This is a genomic window from Rubrivivax benzoatilyticus JA2 = ATCC BAA-35, assembly GCF_000190375.1.
GTDB lineage: Bacteria > Pseudomonadota > Gammaproteobacteria > Burkholderiales > Burkholderiaceae_C > Rubrivivax > Rubrivivax benzoatilyticus.
The window spans coordinates 1-15,863 of record NZ_AEWG01000062.1; the positions used below are offsets into that span (position 1 = coordinate 1).

General features: G+C 73.1%; 14 protein-coding genes. 2 read left to right on the top strand and 12 right to left on the bottom strand.

The features are described 5' to 3' along the window. Both RBXJA2T_RS06640 and RBXJA2T_RS06645 read right to left on the bottom strand, forming a co-directional pair. The coding region (locus RBXJA2T_RS06640; RefSeq protein WP_009856570.1) for a winged helix-turn-helix domain-containing protein at window positions 1–629 on the bottom strand (629 nt) is incomplete at its 3' end. A 125-nt stretch (window positions 630–754) separates the two neighbouring features. Next, window positions 755–3,268 (bottom strand): GspE/PulE family protein, encoded by a 2,514-nt coding sequence (locus tag RBXJA2T_RS06645; RefSeq protein WP_009856571.1) that lies wholly within the window; start codon window positions 3,266–3,268, stop codon window positions 755–757. A 226-nt stretch (window positions 3,269–3,494) separates the two neighbouring features. Here RBXJA2T_RS06645 and RBXJA2T_RS06650 point away from each other — a divergent pair, with 226 nt between their 5' ends. Next, window positions 3,495–7,100 carry a hydantoinase B/oxoprolinase family protein gene (locus RBXJA2T_RS06650; RefSeq protein WP_009856572.1) on the top strand — a complete coding sequence of 1,202 codons (3,606 nt, stop codon included), beginning with the start codon at window positions 3,495–3,497 and terminating at the stop codon, window positions 7,098–7,100. Here the strand turns inward: RBXJA2T_RS06650 and RBXJA2T_RS06655 are convergent. Continuing rightward, on the bottom strand, window positions 7,082–7,747 hold the full coding sequence (locus tag RBXJA2T_RS06655) for a phosphatase PAP2 family protein (protein WP_237704862.1): 666 nt from the start codon (window positions 7,745–7,747) through the stop codon (window positions 7,082–7,084). The two genes, RBXJA2T_RS06650 and RBXJA2T_RS06655, sit on opposite strands and share 19 nt — an antisense overlap. Window positions 7,748–7,758: 11 nt before the next feature. Continuing rightward, window positions 7,759–9,396 (bottom strand): phosphoethanolamine transferase, encoded by a 1,638-nt coding sequence (locus RBXJA2T_RS06660; RefSeq protein WP_009856574.1) that lies wholly within the window; start codon window positions 9,394–9,396, stop codon window positions 7,759–7,761. A 43-nt stretch (window positions 9,397–9,439) separates the two neighbouring features. Between RBXJA2T_RS06660 and pcp the strand changes: the two genes are divergently transcribed. Continuing rightward, on the top strand, window positions 9,440–10,093 hold the full coding sequence (gene pcp, locus RBXJA2T_RS06665; protein ID WP_029718957.1) for a pyroglutamyl-peptidase I: 654 nt from the start codon (window positions 9,440–9,442) through the stop codon (window positions 10,091–10,093). Here pcp and tolA read toward each other — a convergent pair whose 3' ends face one another. From tolA to ribBA, 8 genes are all read right to left on the bottom strand, one after another. After that, a complete protein-coding gene (tolA, locus tag RBXJA2T_RS06670; RefSeq protein WP_009856576.1) occupies window positions 10,094–10,954 on the bottom strand; it encodes a cell envelope integrity protein TolA in 861 nt (286 codons plus the stop codon). Window positions 10,955–10,958: 4 nt separating this feature from the next. After that, entirely contained in the window at window positions 10,959–11,399 is a 441-nt protein-coding gene (locus RBXJA2T_RS06675) for an ExbD/TolR family protein (protein WP_009856577.1), read from the bottom strand. 1 nt (window position 11,400) lies between these two features. Then, complete coding sequence (gene tolQ, locus RBXJA2T_RS06680) at window positions 11,401–12,084, bottom strand: protein TolQ (protein WP_009856578.1); 684 nt, start codon at window positions 12,082–12,084, stop codon at window positions 11,401–11,403. Then, entirely contained in the window at window positions 12,081–12,485 is a 405-nt protein-coding gene (ybgC, locus tag RBXJA2T_RS06685) for a tol-pal system-associated acyl-CoA thioesterase (protein WP_009856579.1), read from the bottom strand. The genes tolQ and ybgC overlap by 4 nt, the downstream gene beginning before the upstream one ends. Window positions 12,486–12,547: 62 nt before the next feature. Beyond that, window positions 12,548–13,729, bottom strand: a complete 1,182-nt coding sequence (locus RBXJA2T_RS06690) for a pyridoxal phosphate-dependent aminotransferase (RefSeq protein WP_009856580.1) — start codon at window positions 13,727–13,729, stop codon at window positions 12,548–12,550. Next, window positions 13,729–14,208: a transcription antitermination factor NusB gene (gene nusB / locus RBXJA2T_RS06695; protein WP_009856581.1), complete on the bottom strand. Its 480-nt coding sequence runs from the start codon at window positions 14,206–14,208 to the stop codon at window positions 13,729–13,731. The genes RBXJA2T_RS06690 and nusB overlap by 1 nt, the downstream gene beginning before the upstream one ends. Next, window positions 14,205–14,669 carry a 6,7-dimethyl-8-ribityllumazine synthase gene (gene ribH, locus RBXJA2T_RS06700; RefSeq protein WP_009856582.1) on the bottom strand — a complete coding sequence of 155 codons (465 nt, stop codon included), beginning with the start codon at window positions 14,667–14,669 and terminating at the stop codon, window positions 14,205–14,207. The genes nusB and ribH overlap by 4 nt, the downstream gene beginning before the upstream one ends. Window positions 14,670–14,677: 8 nt before the next feature. Then, window positions 14,678–15,775: a bifunctional 3,4-dihydroxy-2-butanone-4-phosphate synthase/GTP cyclohydrolase II gene (gene ribBA / locus RBXJA2T_RS06705; protein ID WP_009856583.1), complete on the bottom strand. Its 1,098-nt coding sequence runs from the start codon at window positions 15,773–15,775 to the stop codon at window positions 14,678–14,680. Window positions 15,776–15,863 lie beyond the last annotated feature (88 nt).

Here is a 15,863-nt window from a genome sequence, read left to right on the forward strand (position 1 = left end):
GCCATCAGCCCCAGCGTGCGCCGCAGCGCCAGCAGCGTCGTGAAGCGGCCGGACGCGAGCAGGGCCTGCGCCGCGGCCGGCACCGGCTCGTCGCCCGGGCCTTCGGGCAGCGCGAAGGCCGCCAGCGCCGTGCGGCCCTGGGCGAGCGCGTGCACGGCGTCGGCGCCGGCGCAGGGCTGCAGCACGAGGTTCAGGCCGTGGCGCTCGGCCGCCACCTCGCGCAGCAGGGCCAGCGCCGGATCGGGCACCGCGGGCAGCTCCAGCCGCAGCGTCTCGTCGCCGGCGGCGAACTCGAACAGGCGCTCGAGCTCGGCACGCAGCGCCGCGATCTGCGGCGCATGGCGGGCGCGCAGCAGGCGCTCCTCGGCCAGCAGCGCCTGCGCGTGCGGCGTCAGCCGCGCCGGGTGGCCCTGGGTCCAGACGACGAGCGGCCGGCCCAGCCCGGACTCCCAGCGCTTCAGCGAAGCCCAGACCTGGCGGTAGGACCCGCCCAGCGCGGCCGCTGCACGCTGGATCGAACCCGAGGCCTGCACCGCCGCCAGCAGTTCGAACAGCGGATGGCCGAGCTCGCCGCCGTGCTGGCGGCCACTCTGCAGCGCGTGGTGGAGGTGGACGCCCTGGGCTCGCATGGTTCAGCCCACCTTAACCCGCGTCGGGCGCCTCGTCCCGTCGGGGGATGGGCGCTCCCTAGCTTGCTTGAGGGTGCCGGGTCAACGCAGCGAAGCCGCGTGGCGGCGAACCCGTCTCGCCGCGCTCAGTTGGAGACCGCGCGCACTTCCTCGAGCGTCGTCACGCCGGCCAGCACCTTCTCGATGCCGTCCTGACGCAGCGTGCGCATGCCCTCGGACAGGCCGCAGCGCTGCAGCTCCTCGGCGCGTGCGCCGGTCTGGATCAGCTGGCGCATGCGGCGCGAGACGGTCATCAGCTCGTGGATCGCGGCGCGGCCGCGGAAGCCGCTGCCGTCGCACTTGGGGCAGCCGGCCGGGCGGTAGAGCTTGTAGCGGCCGTCGGGCGTGGCCAGGCGGCGGCGCCAGTCGGCCAGCACCTCGGCCTCGCCCGGCACGTTCTCGGCGTCGCCCATCGCGTGGCGGTAGTCGGCCAGCAGCTCGGCGAGCTCGGCCTCGCCGGCGTCGTAGGGCTGGCGGCAGTCGGGGCACAGCCGGCGCACCAGGCGCTGGGCCAGCACGGCGAGCAGCGCATCGGCGAAGTTGAACGGGTCCATGCCCATGTCCAGCAGCCGGGTCACGGTCTCCGGGGCGCTGTTGGTGTGCAGCGTGGACAGCACCAGGTGGCCGGTCAGCGAGGCCTCGATCGCCACCTGCGAGGTCTCCTGGTCGCGGATCTCGCCGACCATGATGACGTCCGGGTCGGCACGCAGGAAGGCGCGCAGCGCCTTGGCGAAGGTCCAGTCGATGCGCGGGTTGACCTGCACCTGGCGCAGCCCGGCCTGGGTGATCTCGATCGGGTCCTCGGCCGTCCAGATCTTGCGGTCGGGGGTGTTGATGTAGCCCAGCGCCGAGTGCAGCGTCGTCGTCTTGCCCGAGCCGGTGGGGCCGACGCACAGCACCATGCCGTAGGGGCGTGCGACGACGGCCTTGAAGCGCTCGAAGTTGTTCGCGCTGAGCCCCAGCTTGTCCAGCGGCAGCGGCTTGGCGCTGGCCAGCAGGCGCAGCACCGCGTCCTCGAGGCCGCTGTGCGTGGGGATCGTCGCCACGCGCAGCTCCAGGCGCTGGCCGGGCACGAAGCGGCCGAAGTTGATCTTGCCGTCCTGCGGCTTGCGGCGCTCGCTGATGTCGAGGTCGCACATGATCTTCAGCCGCGCCAGCAGCGCGTTGCGGTAGGTGGGCGGCAGCTCCAGGTAGGGGCGCAGCTGGCCGTCCTTGCGGAAGCGGATGCGCACCTTCTCGCGCCCGGGCTGGGTCTCGACGTGGATGTCGCTGACCCCCTGGGCCTGGGCCTCGAGGATCATCGTGTTGATCAGCCGCACCAGCGAGTTGTCGCTCTGCTCGATGCTCGGGCCGTCGTCCTCGGCACCCTTGACCTCGGGCGTCTGCTCCAGCGACGCCAGCAGCTTGCCGGCGTCCTCGGGCTCGAACTCGGTCGCCGCGCCGCCGTCGCCCAGGCGGCGCAGCGACAGGTCGACGGCGCCGATCTTGTCGTAGGCGGCGTGCAGCGCCGCGGCCAGCGTGCCGGCGCGGGCCAGCACCGGCACCACCTTGCATTGCGAGGCGAACTCGATCTCGTCGATCGTCAGGCGTTGCGACGGATCTTCCAGCGCGACGACGAGGCGGCCGCCGTGCAGGATCAGCGGCAGCGCCGTCAGCCGCGAGGCGATCGCGTAGGGCAGGCGCTGCAGCGCGCGGGCCTCGATCGGGAAGCTCCCCGCGTCGACCACCGGGTAGCGCATCTTGCGCGCCAGCGCGGTCTGCAGGTTCTCCTGCGAGACGACGCCCTGGCGCACCAGCAGCTGGCCCAGCGCGACGCCGCGTTCGTTCTTCTGCTGCTCCAGCGCGCCGTCGAGCTCGCGCGGGGTGATGAAGCCCAGCGCGATCAGCGCCTCGCCGATGCGCACCATCGGCATGCGTGCCTGGTCGTCGATGGCCTGGGTGAGGTCCTCGATCGTCGCCACCGGGCGCACGCCCAGCGTCTGGCAGACCGCTGGGGGCGCGGCCGGCGTCGCGGGCGGCGGGGCCTCGTCGAGCGCGACGGCGTCGGTCTCGGCCCAGGCGCTGCCGCCCAGCGAGGCGCGGCGGTAGCTGGCGCTCGGGAAGAAGCTGCGCCGCACCGAGCCGGCCAGGTCCAGCGGCTCGAAGACGAACAGGCCGTGCTCGGTCTCCTCGTGGCCCATCGTCAGGCCCTCGACCGTCGTGCCGTCCTTGAACAGCAGCGCGAACGGCTCGGCCGGGCGCGCGTCGCTGCCGTCGGCCACGGTGTCGGCGTCGGCATCGGCCGGCACCGGCGCCAGCGGATGCAGCAGGCGCAGCCGGCGGAACTGGTCGAAACGCAGCGTCACCGTCATGCGCGAGGCGGCCACACGCAGCTTCAGCAGGCCGTCGGCAGGATGGAAGTACATCAGCCGGCCGACCATCACCTTGCCGTTGTGGCCCTCGACCTCGCAGGCCTCGGGCTGCGTCGCGCGCGCCGGCGGCGGGTAGCCGGGCAGCGGCGGCGTCGGCCAGGCGAAAGCCTCGTGGCGCGCGCCGGGCGTGGGCTCGCCGCCGATGGAGTCGCCGGGATAGGAGTGCGGGGGAAGGGACAGGTCGGTCATGGCGGAGGCTCGGTGGGTTCTCCGGGCGGCCGGGCGCCTGCCCGGTCCATTGCGCCGTGCGTCGATGCTAGGCGCGCGGGCCGGCGCCGAAACCTCGAACTGGTCAGGGAAAGCGGCCCAGATGCGGCATGTGCCGCACCGGCCGCAGGGTCGGCCCCCGAGGCGCGCCGGCGCCGGCGCTTCTAGACTCGGCCGGGCCGCGATCGGCGGCGTCGAGGAGCAAGGCGTGACGAAGAGGCTCTGGCAGTTCTGGATCGACCGTGGCGGCACCTTCACCGACGTCGTCGGCCGCGACCCGGCGGGTGCGCTGCACACGCTGAAGCTGCTGTCCGTGAACCCGGAGCACTACGAGGACGCCGCCGTCGAGGGCATCCGCCGCCTGCTCGGCCTGGCGCCGGGGCAGGCGATCACGCCGGAGCTCGTCGACTGCGTGAAGATGGGCACGACGGTGGCCACCAACGCGCTGCTCGAGCGCCAGGGCGAGCCGACGCTGCTGGTGACGACCCGCGGTTTCCGCGACGCCTTGCGCATTGCCTGGCAGGCGCGGCCGCGGCTCTTCGACCGCCACATCGTGCTGCCCGAGCGGCTCTACACGCGCGTCGTCGAAGCCGACGAACGCGTGCAGGACGACGGCACGGTGCTGCAGCCGCTGGACGAGGCGGCGCTGGCCGCCGAACTGGCGGCGGCGCGCGAAGCGGGGTTCAAGTCCTGCGCCATCGTCTTCCTGCACGGCTGGCGCCACACGGCGCACGAGGCGGCCGCGGCGCGGCTGGCGCAGGCCGCCGGCTTCAGCCAGGTCAGCGCCTCGCACCAGACCAGCCCGCTGATGAAGTTCGTGCCGCGCGGCGACACGACGGTCGTCGACGCCTACCTGTCGCCGATCCTGCGCCGCTACGTCGACCGTGTCGGCGCGCAGATGCCCGGCGTGCGGCTGCTGTTCATGCAGAGCTCGGGCGGGCTGACCGAGGCGACACGCTTCCAGGGCAAGGACGCCATCCTCTCCGGCCCGGCCGGCGGCATCGTCGGCATGGTGCGCACCGCGGCCGCCGCCGGCCGCCGCCGGCTGATCGGCTTCGACATGGGCGGCACCAGCACCGACGTCAGCCACTGGGCCGGCGAGTTCGAGCGCGCCTTCGAGACCCAGGTCGCCGGCGTGCGCATGCGCGCGCCGATGATGAGCATCCACACCGTGGCCGCCGGCGGCGGCTCGATCCTGGCCTTCGACGGCGCGCGGCTGCGCGTCGGCCCCGAGAGCGCCGGTGCCCATCCGGGCCCGGCCTGTTACCGCCGCGGCGGCCCGCTGGCGACGACCGACGCCAACGTGCTGCTCGGGCGTGTGCAGCCGGCCTGGTTCCCGAAGGTCTTCGGCCCCGGTGCCGACGAGCCGCTGGACGCCGACGGCGTCGCCGCACGCTTCGCCGCGCTGGCCGCCGAGGTCCAGGCCGCGACCGGCCGGCCGACGACGCCCGAGGCGCTGGCCGAAGGGTTCCTCGCCATCGCGGTGCAGAACATGGCCAACGCGATCAAGCGCATCTCGGTGGCGCGCGGTTACGACGTCACCGGCTACACGCTGCAGTGTTTCGGCGGTGCCGGCGGCCAGCACGCCTGCGCGGTGGCCGACGCGCTCGGCATGGGCCGCGTCTTCGTGCACCCGCTGGCCGGCGTGCTGTCGGCCTACGGCATGGGGCTGGCCGACCGCATCGTGATGCGCGAGGCCTCGCTCGAAGCGCCGCTGGACGCCGCCGGCCTGGCCGCCGCGCGCGCCCGGCTGGACGAGCTGGCCGCCACCGCCGCCGACGAGCTGGCTTCGCAAGGCGTCGCGCCCGAATCGATCGACTGCCGCGAGCGCTTGCACCTGCGCTACGCCGGCACCGACACCGCGCTGGAGCTGGCCTGGAACGCCGACGCCGAGGCGCTGGCCGCGGCTTTCGAAGCCGCCTATCGCCGCCGATTCGCGTTCACGATGCCGGGGCGCGCGCTGGTCGTCGAGGCGGTCGGCGTCGAGGCGGTCGCCGCCGGCGAAGCCTTCGGCGTCGCCGACAGCGTGTCCGAGCCGGCACCGTTCACGCCCGAGCCGGCGGCGCGCGTGCGCCTGTATCACGGTGGCTGGCACGACGCCGCCTTGCACGTGCGCGAGACGCTCGCCGTCGGCGCCACGGTCGACGGCCCGGCGATCGTCGCCGAGCGCAACGCGACGACGGTCGTCGAACCCGGCTGGCGCGCGCGTGTGCGGCTCGACGGCGCGATGGAGCTGGAACGTGTCGCGCCGCGCGCCGCCGCGCACGCCGTCGGCACCGACGCCGACCCGGTGCTGCTGGAGGTCTTCAACAACCTCTTCATGAGCATCGCCGAGCAGATGGGCTCGCGGCTGCAGAACACCGCCTACTCGGTGAACATCAAGGAGCGGCTGGACTTCTCCTGCGCGCTGTTCGACGCCGAGGGCCGGCTGATCGCCAACGCGCCGCACATGCCGGTGCACCTGGGCTCGATGAGCGAGAGCATCGCCAGCGTCATCGCGCGCAACCCCGAGATGAAGCCGGGCGACGTCTACGTGCTCAACGACCCCTACCACGGCGGCACGCATCTGCCCGACGTCACCGTCGTCACGCCGGTCTACCTGGCCGACGCGGATGCGAAGCCGGCGTTCTTCGTCGCCAGCCGCGGCCACCATGCCGACATCGGCGGCATCACGCCGGGCTCGATGCCGCCGTTCTCGACCTCGATCGCCGAGGAAGGCGTGCTGCTGGACAACGTGCTGCTCGTCGAAGGCGGGCGGCTGCGCGAAGCCGAGATGCGGGCGCTGCTGACCTCCGGCGCGCACCCGGCGCGCAACCCCGAGCAGAACCTCGCCGACCTGCGCGCGCAGATCGCCGCCAACGAGAAGGGCGTGCACGAGCTGCGCGCGATGGTCGCCCAGTACGGCCGCGAGACGGTCGCCGCCTACATGGGCCACGTGCAGGACAACGCCGAGGAGTCGGTGCGCCGCGTCATCGGGGCGCTGAAGAACGGCTCGTTCGAGCTGCCGCTGGACAACGGCGCCGTGATCCGCGTGAAGGTCAGCGTCGACGCCGCGTCACGCGAGGCGACGATCGACTTCAGCGGCACCAGCGAGCAGCTGGCGAACAACTTCAACGCCCCGAAGGCGGTGACGATGGCCGCGGTGCTCTACGTCTTCCGCACCCTGGTCGACGCCGACATCCCGCTCAACGCCGGCTGCCTGAAGCCGCTGAAGGTGATCGTGCCGGCGGGCTCGATGCTCAACCCGCGGCCGCCGGCGGCGGTGGTGGCGGGCAACGTCGAGACCTCGATGTGCGTCACCAACGCGCTCTACGGCGCGCTCGGCGTCATGGCCTCGGGGCCGTGCACGATGAGCAACTTCACCTTCGGCAACGAGCGCCACCAGTACTACGAGACGATCTCCGGCGGCTCGGGTGCCGGCCCAGGCTTCGACGGCACGGCGGTCGTGCAGACGCACATGACGAACTCGCGCCTCACCGACCCCGAGGTGCTGGAGCACCGTTTCCCGGTGCTGCTGGAGAGCTACGCGCTGCGCGCCGGTTCGGGCGGTACCGGCCGCTGGCGCGGCGGCGACGGCGGCGTGCGCCGCGTGCGTTTCCTCGAGGCGATGACCGCGTCCATCCTCAGCAACGGCCGCGAGGTGCCGGCTTTCGGGCTGGCCGGCGGCCGGCCGGGGGCGCTGGGCGTCAACCGCGTCGAGCGCGCCGACGGCGGCGTCGAGCCGCTGGGCCACATCGGTTCGGTGGCGATGGCGCCGGGCGACGTCTTCGTCGTCGCGACGCCCGGCGGCGGCGGCTACGGCGAGCCGGTGTAGGCCGGCTGCAGGGCGGGGCGCGGCGCCGTCGCCGCGGCCATCGCCCAGCACAGCCAGGCCGCCCAGAGCACGTGGCTGAGGTAGTGCGCGCCGCGCAGCATCTGCGCGGCGCCGAGCAGCGCGGTCAGCGCCAGCGTCGCCGCCAGCCAGCGGCGTGCGCCGCGCGGGTGGCGTCGGCGCAGCGCGAACCAGCCGGTGAAGAAGGCCGCCGCCGCGGTGGCGTGGCCCGAGGGGAAGCAGCGGCCCGGGCCGCCGTCGCCGACGCCCCAGCGCCAGTGCGACACGTAGGACGCGCTGCCGCCGAACTCGGCCAGCGACCACGGGCAGCTGGTCGCGCTGCCGTCCTTGACCAGCGGCACGACGGCGAACACCGCCAGCGTCACCAGCAGCCAGCGCAGCCGCTCGCCCCGCGTCAGGCGGCAGCCCAGCAGCGGGCGCAGCACGTTGAGCGCCAGCAGCGCGACGGCCACCCAGGCCAGCGCCCGCCCGCCCTGGTGCAGCACGGTGCTGGTCAGCCAGTGCGAGCGCCAGGCGAATCCCTCGGGCCCGCCGAGCAGGCGCTCGAGCGGCAGGTCCAGTCCACCGGCGTCCCAGGCGAGAACGGGCAGCAGCGCGGCCAGCACGACGCCGAGGTCGCGTCGGAGCATCGTCGGCGCCATCAGGGTGTGGTGTCGCGCCGGCAGCCGTGGCTGGGATCCATCGCCGGCTCGTACAGCGAGGTCTGCACGTCCAGCAGGCCGAGCATCAGGTGAAACAGGTTGTCGTGGCTGGCCGGCTGCGCGGCACGGCGGCCCAGGCAGGCGGTGTCCAGCGAGCCGCCGGCGCTCGACCAGACGACCATCGGCACCTTCTTCTGCTCCTGCGGCGCGATCGGCCACGGCAGGCCGTGCAGGTAGAAGTTGTTCTCGCCCAGCGACTCGCCGTGATCGGAGACGTAGACCATGGTCGCGTCGACGCGGTCGGCGTGCGCCTGCAGCGTGCGCACCAGCTGCGCCAGCAGGTGGTCGGTGTAGAGCAGGGCGTTGTCGTAGGCGTTGACGATCTCCTCGCGCGTGCAGTTGCGCAGGTCTTCGTCGCGGCAGGCGGGCTTGAAACGTTCGAACTCCGGCGGGTAGCGGCGGAAGTAGGCCGGCCCGTGGTTGCCCAACTGGTGCAGCACCAGCATCTGCCGGCCCTTCACGCCGGCCAGCCAGTCGTCCAGGCCGGCGAGCAGCGCCTCGTCCAGGCAGTGGCCGTCGGGGCACAGCGCGGCCGGCGCCACCGCGGCCGCGGTCTCCGAGGGCACGCCGTCGCAGACACCCTTGCAGCCGGCCTGGTTGTCGCGCCAGCGCACGCCGACACCGGCGCGCGCCATCAGGTTCAGCAGCGACTCGCTGCCGCGGATCGCGCTCTCGTCGTAGTGCCGCCGGCCCAGCGCCGAGAACATGCAGGGCACCGAGACCTCGGTGTTGGTGCCGCAGCTGGTCACGTCGCGGAAGGCGACGACCGGCAGCGTGGCGAGTTCCGGCGTCGTCTGGCGGGCGTAGCCGTCCAGCCCCCAGTTCGCCGCGCGTGCGGTCTCGCCGACGACGAAGACGACGACCCGCGGCCGGGCATCGGCGCGCCAGCTCTCGCCGAGCCGGGCGTCGGCGCCCAGCACCTTCTTCGGCCCGCTGGCGCGGGCCTCGCGGCCGAAGACGCTGGCCATCGACCACAGGTAGTTGGCCGGCGTCACCAGGTAGCGCAGTTCCTTCTGGTTGCGCATCAGCGAGGCCAGCGGCTGGTACTGCGCGACGACCGTGCCGACCAGCAGCGCCGCGGCGATGCCGATGCTGGCGACACGAATGCCCAGCGTCGAGGTCCAGCCGCCGCGTCCCACGACGCGCACGCGCCACAGCACGAGCATCGGCAGCCCGGCCAGCAGCAGCAGGTCGGGCAGCAGCGAGGGCGTGAACAGCTCGCTGGCCTCGCGCACGTCGGTGCGCAGCACGTTGCGCAGCATCGACGGATCGAGATAGATGCCCAGGCGCTGCATGTAGTGCGCGGCGAAGGCGGTGGCGACGAACATCAGCGCCAGCAGCGGCTTGACGGTGGCGCGGGTGGCGAACGGCGCCAGCAGCAGGAAGTGCAGCGCGACCAGCGCCAGCCCGAGCGCGAGCGTGAAGGCCAGGCTGCTGCCGGGGTGGCCGGCCAGCGCGCTGGCGAAGAAGCGCTGGTTGACGGCCACGGCCCAGAAGACGCTGGCGCCCAGCAGCAGGGTTTCGACGCTGGCGTTTATCGTCCAGCGCGGCGGGTCGGTGTCGGCGGCGGTGTTCACGCGCGGCACTGTCCTCGTCACAACTTAAAGTGACATTAATCCGATGACTGCAACCCTTCCGGTGCTGATGGTGACGGGCTTCGAGCCCTTCGGGGGCGAGGATCTCAACCCTTCGTGGGAGGTCTGCGCGGCGCTGGACGGCCTGCAGATCGGCGGCGCCCGCGTCGTCGCGCGGCGCCTGCCCTGCGCCTTCGGCGCGGCGCTGCAGGCGCTGGACGAGGCGCTGGCGCTGCATGCTCCGGCGCTGGTGCTGTGCCTGGGCCAGGCCGCCGGGCGTGCGGACTTCAGCGTCGAGCGCGTGGCGATCAACGTCGACGACGCGCGCATTCCCGACAACCTCGGCGCCTGCCCGGTCGATGTGCCGGTGCTGCCGGGCGGCCCGGCGGCGTATTTCGCGACGCTGCCGATCAAGGCGATGGTCGCGGCGCTGCACGGCGCCGGGCTGCCGGCCTCGGTGTCGCAGACCGCCGGCACCTACGTCTGCAACCACGTCTTCTACGGCCTGATGCACCGGCTGACGGTGCGGCCGGGCGTGCATGGCGGCTTCATGCACCTGCCGCTGCTGCCGGTGCAGGCGGCGCGCCGGCCCGGGCCCAGCCTGCCGCTGACGACCCAGGTCGAAGGCGTTCGTGTGGCGCTGGCCGCCGCCTGGGCCACGGCGCAGGATCTGCGCGCGGCCGGCGGCGCCGAGTGCTGATCAGTCGTTGGGCCGGGCGGTGACGACGATCACGGGCGGCACGCGGCCGTCGACGTCGCGCGGCAGCGTGCCGATGCGGTCGATGGCGCGGATCACCGCCTCGTCCCAGGACGGCACGCCGCTGGTCTTGAGGATGCGTCGGGCGATGATCGTGCCGGTCGGGCCGGCGCGGACCTCGATCTCGACCTGCGGGTTGCCGCTGACCGACTCGGTGAACACGGTCGCGTCCTTGATCAGCCGGCGCAGCTTGCCGCCGTAGGACGCCGACGGGCCGGCGTCGCGCGCGGCGGTGCCGGTGGACGTCGGCGAGCCGCTGCCGGTGCCGCCGAGCGAGTTCTGCATGCGCTTCAGCTGGTCCTCGCGCAGCTTGGCCAGGCGCTGGGCCTCGGCCTTCTGGGCGGCGAGCTTCTGCTGCTCGGCCTTCTTCTTCTCGTCGGCTTCGGCCTTGGCCTTCCTGTCGGCCTCTTCCTTCTCGCGCGCCTTCTTCTCGGCGGCCTTCTTCTCCGCCGCCTGCTTCTCGGCGAACTCGCGCTTCTCGCGTTCCTCTTCCTTCTTGCGGCGTTCGGCGCGTTCGGTCGCGATCTCGGCGTCGCGGTCGGGCGCGGCCTGCGGCGGCGTCGGCTTGGGCTCGGGAGCGGGCTTGGGTTCGGGCTCCGGGGGCGGCGGCTCCGGCGCCGGCGGCGGCGCGGCGAACTCCGGCACCGCGGCCCAGAGTTCGGCGCTGACGGTCTCGGGCTCGGCAGAGTGCCAGTCGACCGCGACCGTCAGGCCGACGATCAGCAGCAGGTGGACGAGCAGCGCCAGCCCGGCGCCGGGCACGAGGCTGTCGGGCGGGCGGGGCTGCAGCGCGTCATGCGCCACGAGCTCAGGCTCCCTGCTTGACCGAGAGGCCGACGCGCTGCACGCCGGCGCGCTGCAGCGTGTCCATCACGCGCACGACGCTCTCGTACTTGACGTTGCGGTCGGCGCTGATGACGACCGGCACCTCGGCCTTGCCGTCCTGCGCCTCGCGCACCCGGGCGACGAGCTGCGGCAGCTTGACCGCGTCGGGCTCGCCGGCCTTGCTGCCGTCGATCAGGCGCAGCTTCAGCGTCTCGTCGCTGCCGACGACGATCTCGACCACCGCGCTGGGCCGCTGCTGCGACTTGCCGACCGAAGGCAGGTCGACGACGCCGGTGGTGATCAGCGGCGCGGTGACCATGAAGATGATCAGCAGCACCAGCATGACGTCGATGAACGGGACCATGTTGATCTCGTTGACCGATCGGCGGCGGCCGCGGCCGCCGCGGGAAGCCACGGCAGGCATCTCAGACGCTCCCGGCCGGGCCCGACGCGTTGCGCTGCAGGATGTTCGAGAACTCCTCGATGAAGGTCTCGAACTGGATCGCGATGCGGTCGATGTCGCGCGCGAAGCGGTTGTAGGCGATGACCGCCGGGATCGCCGCGAACAGGCCGATCGCGGTGGCCACCAGCGCCTCGGCGATGCCCGGCGCGACGGTGGCCAGCGTCACCTGCTGCAGGTTGGACAGGCCGACGAAGGCGTGCATGATCCCCCAGACGGTGCCGAACAGGCCGACGTAGGGCGAGACCGAGCCGACCGAGGCCAGGAAGCTGAGGTGGCTCTCGATCGCGTCGAGCTCGCGCTGGAAGCTGGCGCGCATCGCGCGGCGCGCGCCGTCGAGCTGGGCGCCGGCGTCCAGGCGGCGTTCGCGCAGTTTCAGGAACTCGCGCATGCCGCTGGCGAAGATGCGTTCGATCGGCGCCGCGTCGGCCTTGTTCGACGCCGCCTGGTTCAGCTCGGTCAGGCTGCGGCCGGACCAGAACTCGCGTTCGAAGGCCTCGTTGCGGCTGCGCACGGTGCGCAGGCCGAAGAGCTTGCCGAAGATGACGGTCCAGCTGGCCAGCGAGACCAGCGCCAGGCCGGCCATCACGAGCTGCACGACGGCGCTCGCCTGCAGCACGAGGGAGACGATCGAAAGATCCTGGTTCATCGGAGGGCGTCGAAGATCGGGAGCGGGATGCGCACGGGGCGGAAGGTCGCGGCGTCGACGCAGCCGACACGGACCTCGGCTTCGGCCAGCAGTTCCTCGCCGCGCCAGGCCTGCTGGGCGAAGACGAGCGAGGCGCGGCACAGGTCGGACACGCGCGCGGTGACGACGATCTCGTCGTCCAGGCGCGCCGGGCGGCGGTACGAGACGGTGGCGTCGGCGACGACGAAGACGGTGCCGGTGGCGACGCGGCCGGCTTCCTGGCTGATGCCCAGCGAACGCAGCCATTCGGTGCGCGCGCGCTCGAAGAACTTCAGGTAGTTCGCGTAGTAGACGACGCCGCCGGCGTCGGTGTCTTCCCAGTAGACGCGGACGCGGTGGCGGAATTCGGCGGGCTCGGACATCGGCTCGGGAGATTATGCGGCAGCGCAGCAACGGCCCCCGGGCCGGCGGGGCTGCCGCCGGCTCATCGGAGCTCGCGCGCCAGGCGCGCGATGGCGGTTTCGAGCTGGGCCATCGAGTTGGCGAAGGACAGGCGCAGGTAGCGCTCGGCAGCGGCGGGGCCGAAGTCGCGGCCCGGCGTCATCGCGACGTGGGCGCGCTCCATCATCTGCATGCAGAAGTCCCAGCTGCTGGGCGAATGGCGCGAGCAGTCGGCCCAGGCGTAGAACGCGCCGTCGGGCACGACCGGCACCGTCAGACCCAGGCTCTGCAGCGCCGGCACGATGTAGTCGCGGCGGCGGCGGAACTCCTCGCGCCGGCGTTCGTACTCGTCGATCGCCTCGGGCTCGAAACACGCCAGCGCGGCGTGCTGGGCGACCGTCGAGGCGCAGATGAACAGGTTCTGCGCCAGCTTCTCGACCGCGCCGACCAGCGCCGGCGGCAGCACCACCCAGCCCAGGCGCCAGCCGGTCATGCTGAAGTACTTGGAGAAGCTGTTGATCGAGACGACGTCCTCGCCCAGCGCCAGCGCCGCGTGGCCGAAGGCCTCGTCGTAGCCCAGCCCGAGGTAGATCTCGTCGACGATGGTCACGCCGCCGCGCGCGCGCACGGTTTCGGCTATTGCCCCCATCTCGGCCGGCGCGATCGAGGTGCCGGTCGGGTTGCTCGGCGACGCCAGCAGCACGCCGCGCGTGGCCGGCGTCCAGTTCGCGGCCACCGAGGCGGCGTCGAGCTGGAAACGCGCTTCGGGCGCCGCCGGCAGCAGCCGCGCCGTGCCGCCGGCGGCGGCGACGAAGTGGCGGTTGCAGGGGTAGCTCGGGTCCGGCATCAGCACCTCGTCACCGGCCTCGAAGAGGGCCAGGCAGACGAGCTGCAATGCTGCCGACGCGCCGGCGGTGACGGCGATGCGCGCCGGGTCGACGTCGACGCCCCAGCGCGTGCGGTACCAGCCGGCGATGCGCTCGCGCAGCGCCGGCAGGCCCAGCGCCGGCGTGTACTGCGTGCGGCCGGCGGCCAGGCAGGCCTCGGCGGCGCGCTGCACGCCCGGCGGCGCGGTGAAGTCGGGTTCGCCGATGTTCAGGTAGATCATCGGCTCGCCGCCGCGCGCGGGGTCGCAGGCGGGGCTGGCGGCGATGCGGTCGGCCGCCTTGGCGCATTCCATGACGTAGAACGGGTCGATGCGCCCGACCCGGCTGGCGACGCGCATCAGGCCCCCTGGGCGCGGCGCTGCGCGACCTCGGCCGGGCGCAGGTCGCCGGCGGCCTTGTCGAGCACGCCGTTGACGTACTTGTGGCCGTCGGTGCCGCCGAAGCTCTTGGCGAGCTCGACGGCCTCGTTGATCGCCACGCGGTACGGCACTTCCAGGCAGTGCGTCAGCTCGTAGGCGCCGATCATCAGCACCGCGTGCTCGACCGGCGACAGCTGGTTGGTGCGGCGGTCGACGTGGCGCGCGAGCACCGCGTCGAGCGCCGAGGCTTCGGCGATGCAGCCGTGCAGCAGGGCGTCGAAGTGGGCGCGGTCGCACTTGTCGAAGCCGTCCTGCTCGCGCATGTGGGCGTCGATGGTGCCGGCGTCGGCGCCGCTGATCAGCCACTCGTACAGGCCTTGCAGCGCGATCTCGCGCGAACGGCGACGGGCGGACTTGGGCGCGGCGCGTTTGCGCGCGGCAGTGGGTTCGGTGCTCACGACAGGTCTTCCAGCAGGTTCGCCATCTCGACGGCGACGCGCGCGGCGTCGCGGCCCTTGTCCTCGGCACGGGCCCAGGCCTGGGCTTCGTTCTCGACGGTCAGGATGGCGTTGGCAATGGGGAGGCGGTGGTCCAGCGCGACGCGGGTGACGCCGGCGCCGCTTTCGTTGGCCACCAGTTCGAAGTGGTAGGTCTCGCCGCGGATGATGCAGCCCAGCGCGACCAGCGCGTCGTAGCCGCCCGAGGCGGCCAGCGCCGCCAGCGCCACCGGCACCTCGAGCGCGCCGGGCACGGTGACCTCGCGCACGTCGGCCGCGTCGACGTCCAGGCGCGCCAGCTCGGCGCGGCAGGCGTCGGCCAGCGCGGCGGTGATCGAGTCGTTGAAACGTGCCCGCACGATGGCGATGCGCAGGCCGCGGCCGTCGAGATCGGCGGCCTGGCCCTGTTCGGCGTTCTGCATGGCGGTCCTCAGGCGTGCGCGGCGACGAAGCCGGTGATCTCCAGGCCGTAGCCCGGCATGCTCGGCATGCGGCGCGGGTTGCCGAGCAGGCGCATGCGGCGCACGCCCAGCTCGCGCAGGATCTGCGCGCCGACGCCGTAGGTGCGCAGGTCGGCCGGGGTGCGCGGCGCGGCCTCGCGCTGCTCGGGCGGCAGCAGCTGCGGCAGCAGCGTCTCGACGTCGTGGGTGCAGTTCAGCAGCACGGCGCAGCCGCGTTCGGCGGCCTGCAGCGCGGCCAGCGCCGCCGGCAGCGGCCAGGAGTGGCCGCCGCCGCAGGCATCGAGCACGTCGAAGACGGTGAAGGGCTCGTGCACGCGCACCGTGACCTCGTCGGCCGGTGTCCACTGGCCGTGGGTCAGCGCCAGATGCAGGCCGCCGCCCTTGTCGCGGTAGGCGATGCAGTCGAACTCGCCGTGCGGCGTCGTCACGCGGCGCTGGCCGACACGCTGGATCAGCGTCTCGTTGCGGCTGCGGTAGTGGATCAGGTCGGCGATGGTGCCGATCTTCAGGCCGTGCTCGCGCGCGAAGACCTCCAGGTCCGGCAGGCGCGCCATCGTGCCGTCGTCCTTCATGATCTCGCAGATCACCGCGGCCGGCGTCAGCCCGGCCATGCCGGCGAGGTCGCAGCCGGCTTCGGTATGGCCGGCGCGCATCAGCACGCCGCCGTCCTGCGCCATCAGCGGGAAGATGTGGCCGGGCTGCACGAGGTCGCTGGCCTTGGCGTCGCGGGCGACGGCGGCCTGCACGGTGCGCGCGCGGTCGGCCGCCGAGATGCCGGTCGTGACGCCGGTGGCGGCCTCGATCGACACCGTGAAGGCAGTGCCCATGCGGGTGCCGTTGCGTGCGGCCATCGGCTGCAGCTGCAGGCGTTCGCAGCGCTCGCGCGTCAGCGTCAGGCAGATCAGGCCACGGCCGTAGCGGGCCATGAAGTTGATCGCCTCGGGGGTGACGTGCTCGGCGGCGAGCACGAGGTCACCCTCGTTCTCGCGGTCTTCCTCGTCGACGAGGATGACCATGCGGCCGGCTGCCAGTTCGGCAACCAGCTCGGGGACGGGGGAAATCGGCATCGTGGAATTGTAGGCGGCGCGTCCGCCACGCCCCGGGCGGGCAAACGAAAGGGCGGACGCCTCGCGGCGTCCGCCCGTGAAATGGAGC

What these genes read in the sequence shown, in the direction of transcription:
- RBXJA2T_RS06645 (WP_009856571.1), bottom strand. Translation starts at nt 3,268, where the DNA reads ATGACCGACCTGTCCCTTCCCCCGCACTCCTATCCCGGCGACTCCATC.
- RBXJA2T_RS06655 (WP_237704862.1), bottom strand. Translation starts at nt 7,747, where the DNA reads ATGCTCCGACGCGACCTCGGCGTCGTGCTGGCCGCGCTGCTGCCCGTT.
- pcp (WP_029718957.1), top strand. Translation starts at nt 9,440, where the DNA reads ATGACTGCAACCCTTCCGGTGCTGATGGTGACGGGCTTCGAGCCCTTC.
- RBXJA2T_RS06675 (WP_009856577.1), bottom strand. Translation starts at nt 11,399, where the DNA reads ATGCCTGCCGTGGCTTCCCGCGGCGGCCGCGGCCGCCGCCGATCGGTC.
- tolQ (WP_009856578.1), bottom strand. Translation starts at nt 12,084, where the DNA reads ATGAACCAGGATCTTTCGATCGTCTCCCTCGTGCTGCAGGCGAGCGCC.
- ybgC (WP_009856579.1), bottom strand. Translation starts at nt 12,485, where the DNA reads ATGTCCGAGCCCGCCGAATTCCGCCACCGCGTCCGCGTCTACTGGGAA.
- RBXJA2T_RS06690 (WP_009856580.1), bottom strand. Translation starts at nt 13,729, where the DNA reads ATGCGCGTCGCCAGCCGGGTCGGGCGCATCGACCCGTTCTACGTCATG.
- ribH (WP_009856582.1), bottom strand. Translation starts at nt 14,669, where the DNA reads ATGCAGAACGCCGAACAGGGCCAGGCCGCCGATCTCGACGGCCGCGGC.
- ribBA (WP_009856583.1), bottom strand. Translation starts at nt 15,775, where the DNA reads ATGCCGATTTCCCCCGTCCCCGAGCTGGTTGCCGAACTGGCAGCCGGC.